The organism is Phytobacter cepae, from assembly GCF_054165735.1.
The window spans coordinates 98367-112695 of record NZ_JBREIF010000002.1 but is presented as its reverse complement, the minus strand read 5'-3'; the positions used below and the strand labels follow the sequence as shown (position 1 = coordinate 112695).

The 14329-nt window shown below is 49.3% G+C and carries 15 protein-coding genes and 1 pseudogene; 10 read left to right on the top strand and 6 right to left on the bottom strand.

Annotated elements, in window-relative coordinates:
• Positions 1-35: 35 nt before the first annotated feature.
• Positions 36-2507, top strand: coding sequence for an Ag(+)-translocating P-type ATPase SilP (gene silP / locus ACUY4Q_RS24730; RefSeq protein WP_129244003.1), 2472 nt, complete (start codon positions 36-38; stop codon positions 2505-2507).
• A 40-nt stretch (positions 2508-2547) separates the two neighbouring features.
• A complete protein-coding gene (locus tag ACUY4Q_RS24725; RefSeq protein WP_000843497.1) occupies positions 2548-2745 on the top strand; it encodes a DUF2933 domain-containing protein in 198 nt (65 codons plus the stop codon).
• A 33-nt stretch (positions 2746-2778) separates the two neighbouring features.
• On the opposite strand, the gene ACUY4Q_RS24720 is transcribed toward ACUY4Q_RS24725, so the two are convergent.
• Together ACUY4Q_RS24720 and ACUY4Q_RS24715 are read right to left on the bottom strand one after the other, a co-directional pair.
• A complete protein-coding gene (locus ACUY4Q_RS24720; RefSeq protein ID WP_000287501.1) occupies positions 2779-3516 on the bottom strand; it encodes a peptidoglycan DD-metalloendopeptidase family protein in 738 nt (245 codons plus the stop codon).
• A 288-nt stretch (positions 3517-3804) separates the two neighbouring features.
• Positions 3805-4254: a PcoE/SilE family metal-binding protein gene (locus ACUY4Q_RS24715; RefSeq protein ID WP_003032836.1), complete on the bottom strand. Its 450-nt coding sequence runs from the start codon at positions 4252-4254 to the stop codon at positions 3805-3807.
• 234 nt (positions 4255-4488) lie between these two features.
• Here ACUY4Q_RS24715 and pcoA point away from each other — a divergent pair, with 234 nt between their 5' ends.
• The 7 genes from pcoA to ACUY4Q_RS24680 all read left to right on the top strand — a co-directional run bounded on the left by pcoA (position 4489) and on the right by ACUY4Q_RS24680 (position 11338).
• Positions 4489-6306 carry a multicopper oxidase PcoA gene (gene pcoA, locus ACUY4Q_RS24710; RefSeq protein WP_458047467.1) on the top strand — a complete coding sequence of 606 codons (1818 nt, stop codon included), beginning with the start codon at positions 4489-4491 and terminating at the stop codon, positions 6304-6306.
• A gap of 5 nt (positions 6307-6311) precedes the next feature.
• Positions 6312-7202, top strand: a complete 891-nt coding sequence (gene pcoB, locus ACUY4Q_RS24705; protein WP_001378118.1) for a copper resistance outer membrane transporter PcoB — start codon at positions 6312-6314, stop codon at positions 7200-7202.
• Between the two features lie 39 nt (positions 7203-7241).
• Positions 7242-7622 (top strand): copper resistance system metallochaperone PcoC, encoded by a 381-nt coding sequence (gene pcoC, locus ACUY4Q_RS24700; protein WP_000025662.1) that lies wholly within the window; start codon positions 7242-7244, stop codon positions 7620-7622.
• A 55-nt stretch (positions 7623-7677) separates the two neighbouring features.
• Complete coding sequence (gene pcoD, locus ACUY4Q_RS24695) at positions 7678-8556, top strand: copper resistance inner membrane protein PcoD (protein WP_080821469.1); 879 nt, start codon at positions 7678-7680, stop codon at positions 8554-8556.
• 54 nt (positions 8557-8610) lie between these two features.
• Complete coding sequence (gene pcoR / locus ACUY4Q_RS24690; protein WP_001188930.1) at positions 8611-9291, top strand: copper response regulator transcription factor PcoR; 681 nt, start codon at positions 8611-8613, stop codon at positions 9289-9291.
• Positions 9288-10688, top strand: a complete 1401-nt coding sequence (pcoS, locus tag ACUY4Q_RS24685; RefSeq protein WP_448156956.1) for a copper resistance membrane spanning protein PcoS — start codon at positions 9288-9290, stop codon at positions 10686-10688. The genes pcoR and pcoS overlap by 4 nt, the downstream gene beginning before the upstream one ends.
• Positions 10689-10903: 215 nt before the next feature.
• A complete protein-coding gene (locus ACUY4Q_RS24680; protein WP_004118347.1) occupies positions 10904-11338 on the top strand; it encodes a PcoE/SilE family metal-binding protein in 435 nt (144 codons plus the stop codon).
• A gap of 178 nt (positions 11339-11516) precedes the next feature.
• Here the strand turns inward: ACUY4Q_RS24680 and ACUY4Q_RS24675 are convergent.
• From ACUY4Q_RS24675 to ACUY4Q_RS24660, 4 genes and pseudogenes are all read right to left on the bottom strand, one after another.
• Positions 11517-11679, bottom strand: a pseudogene (locus tag ACUY4Q_RS24675) (type II toxin-antitoxin system RelE/ParE family toxin).
• Positions 11680-11715: 36 nt separating this feature from the next.
• On the bottom strand, positions 11716-11835 hold the full coding sequence (locus ACUY4Q_RS24670; RefSeq protein ID WP_007374422.1) for a type II toxin-antitoxin system RelE/ParE family toxin: 120 nt from the start codon (positions 11833-11835) through the stop codon (positions 11716-11718).
• Positions 11801-11980, bottom strand: coding sequence for a type II toxin-antitoxin system ParD family antitoxin (locus ACUY4Q_RS24665; protein ID WP_004118349.1), 180 nt, complete (start codon positions 11978-11980; stop codon positions 11801-11803). The genes ACUY4Q_RS24670 and ACUY4Q_RS24665 overlap by 35 nt, the downstream gene beginning before the upstream one ends.
• A gap of 87 nt (positions 11981-12067) precedes the next feature.
• Positions 12068-12765, bottom strand: a protein-coding gene (locus ACUY4Q_RS24660) for an IS1 family transposase (protein ID WP_458047466.1) whose coding sequence is annotated in 2 segments (ribosomal slippage) — positions 12068-12516 and positions 12516-12765 — 699 coding nt in all. Because the reading frame shifts where the segments join, the coding sequence is not laid out codon by codon here.
• Between the two features lie 721 nt (positions 12766-13486).
• Here ACUY4Q_RS24660 and ACUY4Q_RS24655 point away from each other — a divergent pair.
• The gene (locus tag ACUY4Q_RS24655; protein WP_458047465.1) at positions 13487-14164 is read left to right on the top strand and encodes an SOS response-associated peptidase family protein; all 678 of its coding nucleotides are present in this window, start codon (positions 13487-13489) and stop codon (positions 14162-14164) included.
• Positions 14165-14329 lie beyond the last annotated feature (165 nt).

Here is a 14329-nt window from a genome sequence, read left to right as displayed (position 1 = left end):
GTAATCGCATCCATGACATATCCTGAAGACAGAAAATGCTTCAGATATGCATAAGGAGAGTTACTGTGAAAAATGACAATGCAGTGGAACATAACAACCAGACTGCTTCTGAGCAGACATCATCCCCGGACGAGAGTCACGCATTGCATAAGGTGAGAGATCCCGTGTGCGGGATGGTCATCCTGCCTGACAAGGCGCACAGCAGCATTCGATACCAGGACCATCAGCTTTATTTCTGCTCCGCCAGCTGTGAGAGCAAATTTAAAGCCCATCCCGATCATTATTTTACCGAAGATGCCAGTGAACATCACCATCACCACGACCACCATGAAGTCAGCCCTGATAAGATAAAACAGTCTCACCGCCAGGCGGAGAAAGAGATTTCTGAAGGTGTGTGGACATGTCCGATGCATCCGGAGATACGCCGTAGTGGTCCCGGAAGCTGTCCTGTCTGTGGAATGGCACTGGAGCCGCTCGTAGCTACGGCATCCACGGGGACGAGTGATGAACTTCGCGACATGACAAGACGCTTCTGGCTGGGGTTGTTGCTGGCGTTTCCGGTTCTGATACTCGAAATGGGTTCTCATCTGTTTCCCGCTTTGAGGAATACAGTACCGCCACAGTACAACACATGGCTGCAGTTACTTCTGGCCTCTCCTGTCGTTTTGTGGTGTGGCTGGCCATTCTTCGCCCGGGCCGGAATGTCGTTACGTAACCGCTCCCTGAATATGTTTACCCTTGTTGCAATGGGGACCGGCGTAGCCTGGGTTTACAGCGTCATTGCAACCGTCTTCCCCTCCTGGTTTCCTGCATCGTTCAGAAACATGGATGGCCTGGTGGCCATTTATTTTGAAGCCGCAGCTGTTATTACGGTGCTTGTTCTGCTGGGACAGGTCCTTGAATTGCGGGCAAGGGAACAAACCTCAGGTGCCATTACTGCGCTTCTTAACCTTGCCCCCAAAACCGCCAGGCGGCTGGATCAAGACGGTCATGAAACGGATATTAATGCGGAAGATGTCCTGCCTGGCGATAAGCTCCGCATCAGACCTGGAGAGAGTATTCCGGTCGACGGTATCGTGGTCGAAGGCAAAACAACCGTTGATGAATCGATGGTGACCGGGGAATCTATGCCTGTTACCAAAACGGAGGGTGACCCTGTCATCGGGGGGACCATTAATCAGACAGGTAGTCTTATCATCCGTGCAGAGAAAGTCGGTGATGAAACGATGCTCTCACGAATTGTTCAGATGGTCGCTGATGCACAGCGTTCGCGGGCCCCCATCCAGAGAATGGCTGACAGCGTTTCAGGCTGGTTTGTTCCTCTGGTGATACTTATCGCGGTTGTTGCTTTCATGATCTGGTCTGTCTGGGGGCCCGAGCCCAGGATGGCGCACGGTCTCATTGCGGCTGTGTCGGTCCTGATTATTGCCTGTCCCTGCGCGCTGGGGCTGGCCACGCCGATGTCGATAATGGTGGGGGTGGGCAAAGGAGCCCAGGCCGGGGTGTTAATCAAGAATGCCGAAGCCCTTGAGCGTCTTGAAAAAGTGGACACGCTGGTTGTCGACAAAACAGGCACGCTCACGGAAGGTTCGCCGACGGTGACAGGGATTATCAGTCTCAATCCGGGTGGGGAAACATCTCTTTTGCGTGTAACGGCCGCAGTGGAAAAAGGCTCGCAGCATCCGCTGGGTATGGCAGTAGTTAAAGCAGCACAGGAAAAGGGGATCGCAATACCCGCAGTCACTCATTTCAATGCGCCGTCGGGTAAAGGTGTCTCAGGCGATGTCGAAGGTCAACGGGTTGTTATTGGTAATGAACTGGCTATGCAGGAAAACAGTATCGTTATTGATAATCAAAAGGCCGTTGCGGATACGTTGCGGATGGAAGGCGCTACCGTTATCTATGTGGCCACAGACGGGCACCTTGCAGGCCTGATAGCTATCTCGGATCCCGTGAAAGCAACCACGCCGGATGCGCTTAAAGCTTTGCGTCAGGCGGGGATCCGCATCGTTATGCTCACCGGGGATAACCAGCTTACCGCTGAAGCAGTCGCACGGAAACTGGGAATAGATGAGGTTGAAGCCGGGATTCTGCCGGATGGCAAAAAAGCAGTGATAACCCGACTGAAAGCGTCTGGCCATGTGGTTGCGATGGCCGGAGACGGTGTGAATGATGCCCCGGCGCTGGCAGCGGCTGACGTGGGTATAGCCATGGGAACGGGTACAGATGTGGCAATTGAAAGTGCCGGAGTCACCCTTCTCAAAGGCGACCTGATGATACTGAACAGGGCCCGTCATCTGTCAGAAATCACCATGAAAAATATCCGACAGAATCTGTTTTTTGCATTTATCTACAACGCACTTGGCGTGCCTGTGGCTGCAGGTCTGCTTTATCCTGTGTATGGAATACTGCTGTCGCCAGTTATTGCGGCGGCGGCCATGGCTCTTTCCTCCGTCAGCGTCATTGTGAATGCGTTGCGTCTGAAAAGTGTCAGGCTCGGGAAATAACACTGAGTGAAGGGGCTGTTACGAACAGAAGGAGTCCAGTATGAAAAGTACCACCTATGCGCTTATTGCTGTCGCCGCGATCGCGGCATTTGCCCTCCTGCGCGAACACTGGTCACATGTGGCAGGTTACTGGCCATATCTGTTATTGCTGGTCTGCCCGCTAATGCATCTTTTCCACGGCCACGGAGGGCATGGAGATCATCAACATCAAGGAAGTGAAAACGATAAAAAAAATTAATCCGGCAGACGGGGCCGCGTCGCGGCCCCGTTATCAGTCCAGGTATCGTTCGTAGTCTCTGGCATGCGCAAAGGCATGCTGTTCAAGTTTGTTATCAGCGGGTGCCGCTGCCCGGAACGCCAGTGAGTTAACAGGATTGTTATTGATGACCAGCTCGTAATGCAGATGAGGACCGGATGAACGTCCGCTGTTACCGGATAACGCAATAGCGCCTCCCCGGGTAACCCTGGCCCCTTTAGTAACGAGTATTTTATTGAGGTGGAGATAGCGAGTTTTAACACCGGCTTTTCCTGTTACTTCAACAAAATATCCCATGGTGCTGTTGTATTCGGCCCGGGTGATTTTTCCGTCGATGACGCTGACTATTTTCGTGTTCATGGGCATGGAATAATCAATGCCATTATGGGGACTCACTTTTCCCGATACCGGGTTAAGTCTTGCAGGATTGAAAGGCGAACTGAGTCTTGCTGTGGCCGGTAACGGATAATCGAGACTGCCTTTCCCGGAAGTATCGGAAAGGTTATAGAACTTTTTATCTGATATACGATACGCCGTGTAATTAAATGAACCGGACGTAAATTTATAGGCCACGACACGTGATTTTCCCGCTTTCTTTTGCAGTACGAGTTTTAATGATTCATTTTTTTTCAAATGCCGCAGATTAAACCGGGAAGGCAAGGAGCGCTGAAGAGTAGCGATCTCGTTCGATTCCAGCCCCGAGCGGGTGGCTGAAAGGTAGGCATTTTCTTTTACGACATCGGTAGAATACATTTACTGGAATTCGCCGTTAGCATGAACACTGCGGCGTATGCTAGGGGTTTTCAGGAGGCGTGTCATCTGTCAGTTAATCGGGAGCACCGTTGATGGTCGTCATTTTTGTAACATATCTTGTTTCCCGTTTGCTCCTGAAGCTCTGGGAACTGTATGACCAGCCCGACGGTGATGATTAACGGGACTGAAACAGGTTACGGCAGAGCAATATGGGGCTCATGTCCTGCTACGTAACCCGTCAGTAAAGCCCTGCTGCGCACCTGACGCTAAGCACTAACCCGCCTGCAGTTACCTGGTCGAATACAGCCCGCGAAGCTTTCTTGCCTGCGTCTGATGTGCTTCCGCACCGGCATTATTGACCTGCTCATGCACGAGAGCGGCTTTTTCTCCGGCATTCAGTTCGTTAAAAGAAGAAGACGAGGTCTTTGAATTTGCATCACTGCCGGACAGCATTTTTTTATGTTCCTCAATCATTTTCTGATGCGCATAGGACGCGCTGTTGTTCATAAATGAATGAGCAACAATGGCCCTTTCATGTTCATTCATTTCAGAGAATGAGGGCGTGTTGTTTTTATTAACCCTGTCCGGTAAGTTTTCATGCGTCGAGTAATTCACATGACTGACGGCTGAGGCATTATTAACAAATCGATGTGCTTCATGGGCAATATCACTGGACTGAGCAAAAGCTGCCCCACAAAATAAAGCTGTAAACGCAGTGGTCGTGATTAATATATTCATGTGTAATTACCTTCTGAGGTACATAAAAGATGTCCTTATGATCATATATAAAAATAATCAACCTGTGGGGAAGATGACGTAAATGTAATACAGCTATGTACATTACACGATTGTAATGAATTTGTTTCTTAAGGTGTGCTAGATTCATTTCATTGTAAGTGGATGAACCAGTAATTTAATTTAAATCGGTTCTCGAATTCTGTCAGTAACCATACTTTAAATAAGGGAATGCGCATGCTGTTAAAAACGTCTCGACGAACTTTCCTGAAGGGGTTAACCCTCTCTGGCGTAGCCGGAAGTCTTGGCGTATGGAGTTTCAATGCGCGTTCCAGTCTGAGCCTGCCAGTTGCCGCATCCCTGCAGGGTACTCAGTTTGACCTGGCCATTGGTGAAACGGCCGTCAATATCACGGGCAGTGAGCGTCAGGCCAAAACAATCAATGGAGGCCTGCCGGGGCCCGTTCTTCGCTGGAAAGAAGGTGACACCATTACCCTGAAGGTCAAAAACCGTCTTAATGAACAGACGTCCATTCACTGGCACGGCATTATTCTTCCGGCCAATATGGATGGTGTTCCGGGGCTGAGTTTTATGGGCATAGAGCCTGATGATACCTACGTTTACACCTTTAAGGTTAAGCAGAACGGGACTTACTGGTACCACAGCCATTCCGGTCTGCAGGAACAGGAGGGGGTATACGGTGCCATTATCATCGATGCCAGGGAGCCAGAACCGTTTGCTTACGATCGTGAGCATGTGGTCATGTTGTCTGACTGGACCGATGAAAATCCTCACAGCCTGCTGAAAAAATTAAAAAAACAGTCGGATTACTACAATTTCAATAAACCAACCGTTGGCTCTTTTTTCCGCGACGTGAATACCAGGGGGCTGTCAGCCACCATTGCCGATCGGAAAATGTGGGCTGAAATGAAAATGAATCCGACTGACCTCGCGGATGTCAGTGGCTACACCTACACCTATCTCATGAACGGGCAGGCCCCGCTGAAAAACTGGACCGGACTGTTCCGTCCCGGTGAAAAGATACGCTTACGGTTTATCAACGGCTCGGCAATGACCTATTTCGATATCCGTATCCCCGGGCTGAAAATGACGGTCGTGGCTGCAGATGGCCAGTATGTAAACCCGGTTACCGTTGACGAATTCAGGATTGCCGTTGCCGAAACCTATGATGTCATTGTGGAGCCTCAGGGTGAGGCCTATACCATCTTCGCACAATCCATGGACAGGACCGGTTACGCTCGAGGGACACTGGCCACGAGAGAGGGGTTAAGTGCTGCCGTTCCCCCCCTCGATCCCCGTCCTCTGTTGACCATGGAAGATATGGGTATGGGGGGAATGGGACATGATATGGCAGGAATGGACCACAGCCAGATGGGAGGCATGGATAACAGCGGAGAGATGATGTCTATGGACGGTGCTGACCTTCCGGATAGCGGGACATCCTCCGCGCCCATGGATCACAGCAGCATGGCCGGTATGGATCATTCCCGGATGGCCGGAATGCCGGGTATGCAAAGTCATCCTGCGTCAGAAACGGATAACCCACTGGTTGATATGCAGGCGATGAGCGTCTCTCCGAAATTAAATGATCCGGGTATTGGTCTTCGAAATAACGGAAGAAAGGTTCTCACGTACGCGGATTTGAAAAGCCGCTTTGAGGATCCTGACGGACGTGAACCTGGCCGTACCATAGAACTGCATTTAACCGGCCACATGGAAAAGTTTGCCTGGTCATTTAACGGAATCAAGTTTTCAGATGCCGCACCGGTGCTGCTGAAATACGGTGAGCGGCTCAGGATCACGCTGATCAACGATACCATGATGACTCACCCCATTCACCTGCATGGTATGTGGAGCGATCTGGAAGATGAAAACGGTAATTTCATGGTTCGTAAACACACAATAGATGTTCCCCCTGGTACAAAACGCAGTTACAGAGTGACAGCAGATGCGCTTGGCCGCTGGGCGTATCACTGCCATTTGCTCTATCACATGGAAATGGGAATGTTTCGTGAAGTCCGGGTGGAGGAATGATGCGAATGAAGAGAAATTTGAAGGCCATACCTGTTCTGGTCGCCGGTTTGTTTACCTCACAGCTTTCTATTGCGGCGGGCTCCGTCTCTGCAGATCCCCATGCCGGGCACGACATGTCTGCCATGCAGATGCCAGCAGATGAGAATTTCACTGAGATGACGTCAATGGAGCCCATTGTAACTGAGAGCAGAACGCCAATTCCGCCTGTTACCGATGCCGACCGGAAGGCTGCATTCGGCAATTTACAGGGGCATGCGATTCACGACAGTGCGATTAATTATCTGGTTCTGCTGGATCAACTGGAATGGCAACGGTCGGATAACACCAACAATTTCAGCTGGAGTGTTAACAGCTGGATTGGAGGCGACACAGATCGGATTTGGCTAAAGAGTGAAGGTGAACGAAGCAATGGGGAAACGGAGGCGGCTGAAGCGCAGTTACTCTGGGGACATGCGGTTGGCCCATGGTGGGATTTGGTTGCGGGTGTCAGGCAGGATTTCAGACCTGCTTCTGCCCGGACCTGGGCTGCTGTCGGTTTTCAGGGGCTGGCACTCTATAATTTTGAGTCTGAAATTACGGGTTTTGTCAGTAATGGCGGAAAAGCAGCCCTTCGTCTGGGAGGAGAATACGACGTTTTACTGACTAACCGGCTCATACTCCAGCCATCCTATGAGGTGAATTTCTACAGTCAGGATGATGAATCGCGGGGTCGCGGCAGGGGACTGACTGACACAGAGCTGGGGCTCCGGCTGCGCTATGAAATACGCCGTGAGTTTGCACCCTATATAGGCGTTTCCTGGAATCAACTTTACGGGAAAACATCCGATATGGCGAAAAGAGAAGGTGAGAAAGACCATCAGGTAGTATTCCTGGCGGGAGCCAGAATCTGGTTTTAACGCACTGATATAAAACACTCAACTAAACAGGTAAATAAAATGTCGATTTTAAATAAAGCCATTCTTACAGGTGGCCTCGTTATGGGCGTTGCTTTCTCTGCTATGGCCCATCCGGAATTAAAAAGCTCTGTGCCACAGGCTGATTCAGCCGTAGCGGCCCCGGAAAAGATTCAGCTTAATTTCTCGGAAAATCTGACCGTGAAATTCTCAGGTGCAAAATTAACGATGACGGGTATGAAAGGCATGTCATCACATTCTCCGATGCCGGTCGCGGCAAAAGTGGCGCCAGGCGCTGACCCTAAATCGATGGTCATTATTCCGCGAGAGCCTTTACCCGCTGGCACTTATCGTGTTGACTGGCGCGCGGTTTCTTCAGATACGCACCCTATTACCGGTAATTACACCTTTACAGTGAAGTAATATTATGAACGACCTGATTATGATTGTTATTCGTTTTCTTCTTTATCTGGATTTGATGGTAATATTTGGATTGCCATTTTTTCAGATATATGGAATAAGCGGTGTCAGACATGAAACCTATAACCTGACTAATTTCAGGTCGTTTATAACCTTTGCTGTTGTTACAGGCATCATTCTTACTGGCATTAATATGCTCCTGGTATCTAATGCCATGAGTGGAGTAACTGACCTCAGAGAATTATCCATCCATGTTATCGAGATGGTGATAGAAGAAACTGATGTGGGTATTAGCTGGATTGTCAGGCTCTGTGCCCTGTTTACCACACTCGGTGCTTTGTTCCTTTACACTAATAAGAGAGTATTGTCCTGCCTGCTGATGACGATGAGTGGGGGCGTGGCGCTGGCTACACTTGCCTGGGGAGGACACGCCGTTATGCATGACGGTCTGCATTACTATCTCCATTTACTGAGCGATCTGACCCATCTCGGCGCTGCAGGTGCCTGGACAGGTGCTCTGGTTGCATTTGCTATCCTGCTGATGCGCAGAAACGAGCATAATGCACAGAGCGTCATTGTGATATCTGACTCCCTGGCAAAATTTGCCACGGCAGGAACGGTGATTGTTGTAGCCCTGATCCTGAGTGCGCTGGTCAACTATCTGTATATTGCTGAGGGTAACTTAACTCCCTTATTCAACAGTTCCTGGGGGAGGATATTGCTTGCCAAGACGGCTCTGTTTGTTCTGATGCTTCTTCTGGCTGCAGCAAACCGGTTTCACCTGGGTCCCCGGCTTGAAGTTATGGTCAGGGAAGGGAATTATGATCGCAGCGTTGCCCTGATGCGAAACAGCATCCTGACAGAATTCGTTGTTGCGATTATCATTCTGGGCGCCGTAGCGTGGCTTGGAATGCTTGCTCCGTCTCAGATCAGCTAGGGGACAGCCAAAGCTCATGCGTGAGATTTTTACTTTCATATCAGCGAGTTGACCATGCAGCGTATTTTAATCGTTGAAGACGAACAAAAAACAGGTCGTTACCTGCAGCAGGGACTGGTTGAGGAAGGCTATCAGGCCGATCTCTTTAATAATGGCCGCGATGGTCTCGGGGCCGCGTCGAAGGGACAGTATGATTTGATAATACTGGACGTGATGCTGCCTTTCCTCGACGGGTGGCAAATCATCAGCGCACTGAGGGAGTCCGGGCACGAAGAACCGGTCCTGTTTTTAACCGCAAAGGACAACGTGCGGGACAAAGTGAAAGGACTGGAGCTTGGCGCAGATGACTACCTGATTAAGCCCTTTGATTTTACGGAGCTGGTTGCACGTGTAAGAACCCTACTGCGCCGGGCACGCTCGCAGGCCGCAACAGTCTGCACCATCGCCGATATGACCGTTGATATGGTGCGCCGGACCGTGATCCGTTCGGGGAAGAAGATCCATCTCACCGGTAAAGAATACGTTCTGCTTGAGTTGCTGCTGCAACGCACCGGAGAAGTGTTACCCAGGAGTCTTATCTCGTCCCTGGTCTGGAACATGAATTTTGACAGTGATACGAATGTGATTGATGTCGCCGTGAGACGTCTGAGAAGTAAAATTGATGATGACTTTGAGCCAAAACTGATCCATACCGTTCGCGGTGCCGGATATGTCCTGGAGATCAGAGAAGAGTGAGGTTCAAAATTTCCCTGACCACACGCCTGAGCCTGATTTTTTCTGCGGTGATGCTTACGGTATGGTGGTTATCAAGTTTTATCCTGATTAGCACCCTGAATGGCTATTTCGATAATCAGGACCGCGATTTTCTGACAGGTAAACTTCAGCTCACCGAAGAGTTTCTTAAAACAGAGACGTTCAGGAACAAAACGGATATTAAGTCATTATCAGAAAAAATAAACGATGCGATGGTGGGGCACAATGGCTTATTCATTTCTATAAAAAACATGGAAAATGAAAAAATTGTTGAACTCTATGCCAAAAATTCTGTTGTTCCAGCGGTCCTGCTTAACAAGTCGGGTGATATTCTCGACTATATGATCCAGACGGAAGAAAATAACACCGTGTACCGCAGTATCTCGCGGCGGGTTGCCGTGACGCCGGAACAGGGTAAAAGCAAACATTTCATCATTACGGTTGCCACGGATACTGGGTATCACACCCTGTTTATGGACAAACTCAGTACCTGGCTGTTCTGGTTCAATATCGGTCTGGTCTTTATTTCTGTTTTTCTGGGCTGGCTGACCACACGTATTGGTCTGAAACCGTTACGGGAAATGACCAGTCTGGCTTCCTCCATGACCGTACACAGCCTGGATCAGCGTCTTAATCCCGATCTGGCTCCGCCGGAAATCTCTGAGACCATGCAGGAGTTCAATAATATGTTCGATCGCCTGGAGGGGTCATTCCGGAAACTGTCAGATTTCTCGTCTGACATCGCGCATGAGCTGCGCACGCCAGTCAGTAATCTGATGATGCAGACGCAGTTTGCACTGGCTAAGGAAAGGGATGTTTCGCATTACCGCGAAATTTTATTCGCTAACCTGGAAGAACTGAAAAGGTTGTCACGAATGACCAGTGACATGCTTTTTCTGGCACGTTCAGAGCATGGTCTGCTGCAGCTGGATAAACATGATGTGGATCTGGCAGCCGAACTGAATGAATTACGTGAGTTATTCGAGCCCCTGGCAGACGAAACAGGAAAGACAATCACGGTTGAAGGAGAGGGCGTTGTTGCCGGAGACAGCGATATGCTGCGACGTGCTTTCAGTAACCTGCTTTCCAATGCAATCAAGTATTCTCCCGATAACACCTGTACAGCGATACACCTTGAGCGTGACAGTGACTGTGTGAACGTGATGATTACGAATACGATGTCTGGCCCGGTTCCCGCTAATCTGGAGCGTTTGTTTGACCGGTTCTATCGCGCAGACTCATCAAGGGTTCACAACACGGAAGGCGCGGGGCTGGGATTATCAATTACAAGGTCGATCATTCATGCTCACGGCGGCGAGCTGTCAGCAGAACAGCAGGGGCGGAAAATTGTGTTCAGTGTGCGTCTGTTAATGGATTAATACCGTTATTCAGGAGAAACCCGGAAGGTGACAAAAATGTCATCATTCAGTCACGCGATAAACAGAGGCGGTTTTTTATAATCAGTCATAAATCAGGACAGCGTGATAATTCAATCGCCCGGTTCCTGGCGTGATGATTAACCAGCCCTGAGATCAAATGCTTTCTCTGTTATAAGCATTGATTGTTCGGGTATGAAAACACCGGAGACCCAACCATGAAAAAGATCCTTGTATCCTTTATTGCCATGATGGCTGTCGCTTCATCTGCCTGGGCTGCAGAGACAATGAACATGCATGACCAGGTAAATAATGCCCAGGCGCCTGCCCATCAGATGCAGTCATCCGCTGAAAAAAGTGCAGTTCAGGGGGAGAGCATGAAAATGATGGATATGAGCGGTCACGATCAGGCCGCTATGTCCCATGAAATGATGCAAAACGGCAATTCTGCCGCCCATCAGGACATGGCTGAAATGCATAAAAAAATGATGAAAGCCAAACCTGAGAACACCCAAGAAACTGCTAAGCCATTTTCCGAAATGAGCGAGCATGAGAAAGCCGCTGTTGTGCATGAGAAGGCGAATAATGGCCAGTCTTCCGTTATTCATCAGCAACAGGCGGAAAAGCATCGCAGCCAGATCACCCAGAATTAACCCGCAGCTCCACTTGTCAGACCCTCATTTGACGCCGAAGTCACTGGCTTACGCTCCCGTCCGGGAGCGTTTTTTTATAAGCGAAATGAATAATAATGAAAGAGTCCATACACAATGTTTTTTTTGGTCATGTCGACCTCACAATTAACTTATATTGTTTGAGAATCCTGTTCCCCGGTCATCTCCAGGGTGCATGTCGCGCCGTATCCTGAGACTGGCTGAGAATACGAATGACCGTAACCATAGAATGTGATGATACAAAATAGATCGTATGCCGGTTCTACCGGCAGTGTGCAGATATCGTCTCCCAGCTCTGCACAATGCGTGCCGATATCATGCATGGCCAGCACATCAAATACTGCAGCTATACGACCGATCTATGCATCCGCCTGAACAACCCCGATCTGTCTGAAGCTGTAGTCCCAGATGGCCTCCAGATCCTCTTCTGCTTTGGGTGTCAGCTCAATCTCTTTCATTTGCCACCCTGGCCCTGACATTCCTCAGGAATGCATTCTTGTTCCATGGTTTCGCCTCGCCGCTGCTGATCCCTTCGGCCAGCAGATCGCGCAATTCCTGAAGTCTGGATTCAGCCTGCTTTTCATGCAGCTCATCACCCACGTCCACCGTCATCGTACGAGCCATAACCCCTCCATATCTTAATGTAAGATTTATTCTTACATCATTAAATCAGCTTACTACGCTGCTTCCATCTCCGGTAATGACTCCAACTTACTGATAGTGTTTTATGTTCAGATAATGCCCGATGACCTTGTCATGCAGCTCCACCGATTTTGAGAACGACAGTGACTTCCGTCCCAGCCTTGCCAGATGTTGTCTCAGATTCAGGTTATGTCGCTCAATGCGCTGAGTGTAACGCTTGCTGATAACGTGCAGCTTTCCCTTCAGGCGTGATTCATACAGCGGCCAGCCATCCGTCATCCATACCACGACCTCAAAGGCCGACAGCAGGCTCAGAAGACGCTCCAGTGTGGCCAGAGTGCGTTCACCGAAGACGTGCGCCACAACCGTCCTCCGTATCCTGTCATACGCGTAAAACAGCCAGCGCTGACGTGATTTAGCACCGACGTAGCCCCACTGTTCGTCCATTTCAGCGCAGACAATCACATCACTGCCCGGTTGTATGCGCGAGGTTACCGACTGCGGCCTGAGTTTTTTAAGTGACGTAAAACCGTGTTGAGGCCAACGCCCATAATGCGTGCACTGGCGCGACATCCGACGCCATTCATGGCCATATCAATGATTTTCTGGTGCGTACCGGGCTGAGAGGCGGTGTAAGTGAACTGTAGTTGCCATGTTTTACGGCAATGAGAGCAGAGATAGCGCTGATGTCCGGCAGTGCTTTTGCCGTTACGCACCACGCCTTCAGTAGCGGAGCAGGAAGGACATCTGATGCAAATGGAAGCCACGCAAGCACCTTAAAATCACCATCATACACTAAATCAGTAAGTTGGCAGCATTACCGCATTCACAAGAGAAATAAAGACAGACATTCGTGAGCAATAAGTTGATGAAAAGAATCAGGTGAACAGGCATCATGATTGACCCGGAGTCTGGATTATACATTAAAATTTCGTTATCGAAAACTCAATGAGGATTACATCAATATGCGCTACTTAATTAAGGTATTAAAGCCACGCCCTTTAACATTCGTCTTTTTTCTGTTATCAATCGGTTGCTTTTTGACGGCTAAATTTATTTTCCCGGATAACCTGATCTTTAGCATGTTATTCGCTTCCAGCGGCCTTATTTTTGTATTTCACTATTTCTGGGTGGAAAAAACAGCCCCGCATATCCGGATTTTCCTCTTCACAACCATTGTATTCATCGTAAGAGTAGCCATACATAAAGGTGTTCTTTAAAAGTAGACTAACTGCATTTAAGTTGTTGAATGGCTAAGGGAAGTTATTTAATTTTTGCATTATGAATCTACAGCAGGCTGTTGCACTGGGTGAAGACTTTTCACCTCGAGTGACACGCATCCGGTCTCAGTAAGATGTATTACGGAAGGAGCAGTTTAAAGACCTGCAATTTGACAGAAAGCATCGTTAACGCGTAACCGGTGCTTTTTAGTATCGTATTCTATAATCAGGTGAGTTAGTCACGATTAACTCATCTGAGACATTAAATATGTGTGGCCGATTTGCGCAGTACAGCTCCAGAGAGGAATACCTCGATGCGCTGGGTATTAACCGGGAGGATATTCCACATGACCCGCTGCCGTTGGGCAGATACAACGTTGCGCCAGGTACAAACGTGCTCATTCTGAACGAGCGGGAGAAAACCCTTCATCTCGATCCCGTCTTCTGGGGATATGGCCCCGAATGGTGGCATAAACCCGCTCTGATAAACGCCCGTAGCGAAACCGCGTTCTCTGGCCGTATGTTCAGGCCGCTTATCAAACATGGCCGCGCTGTCGTTCCTGCGGATGGATGGTTTGAATGGAAAAAGGAGGGTTCACGGAAGCAACCGTTTTTTATCTATCATCACTCACGCATGCCGCTGTTTATGGCAGCTCTTGGCCGCGCACCTTTTAACACGGTGCAGGGTCAGGAAGGTTTTGTCATCCTGACCTCATCAAGTGACCAGGGGATGGTGGATATCCATGACAGGCGCCCCGTTATACTCACCCCGGCAGGGGCAAGAGACTGGCTGGATCAGGATGTGTCAGAAGAAGAAGCCCGGGAAGTCATTAATCGCTCAGCCATCCCTGAAAGCGAATTCACCTGGCACCGTGTGGGTAACCAGGTTGGCAGTCCACACAATCAGGGTGCTGCATTGATTGATGAGATTGGGGAAACGCGATAATGCCTGCAGGGGATAATCTACCTGATGGATCGAGTCCCGTACTTTATACATAACCGTGTTTTTAATGCAGTAAACCCCGGCTGTCACCTGCAAATCAGCATTACAGAACGTTATCTTATTTGAAGCGCTATATTCTTGGGAAATTTCATTTGCAAAAAAACCGGA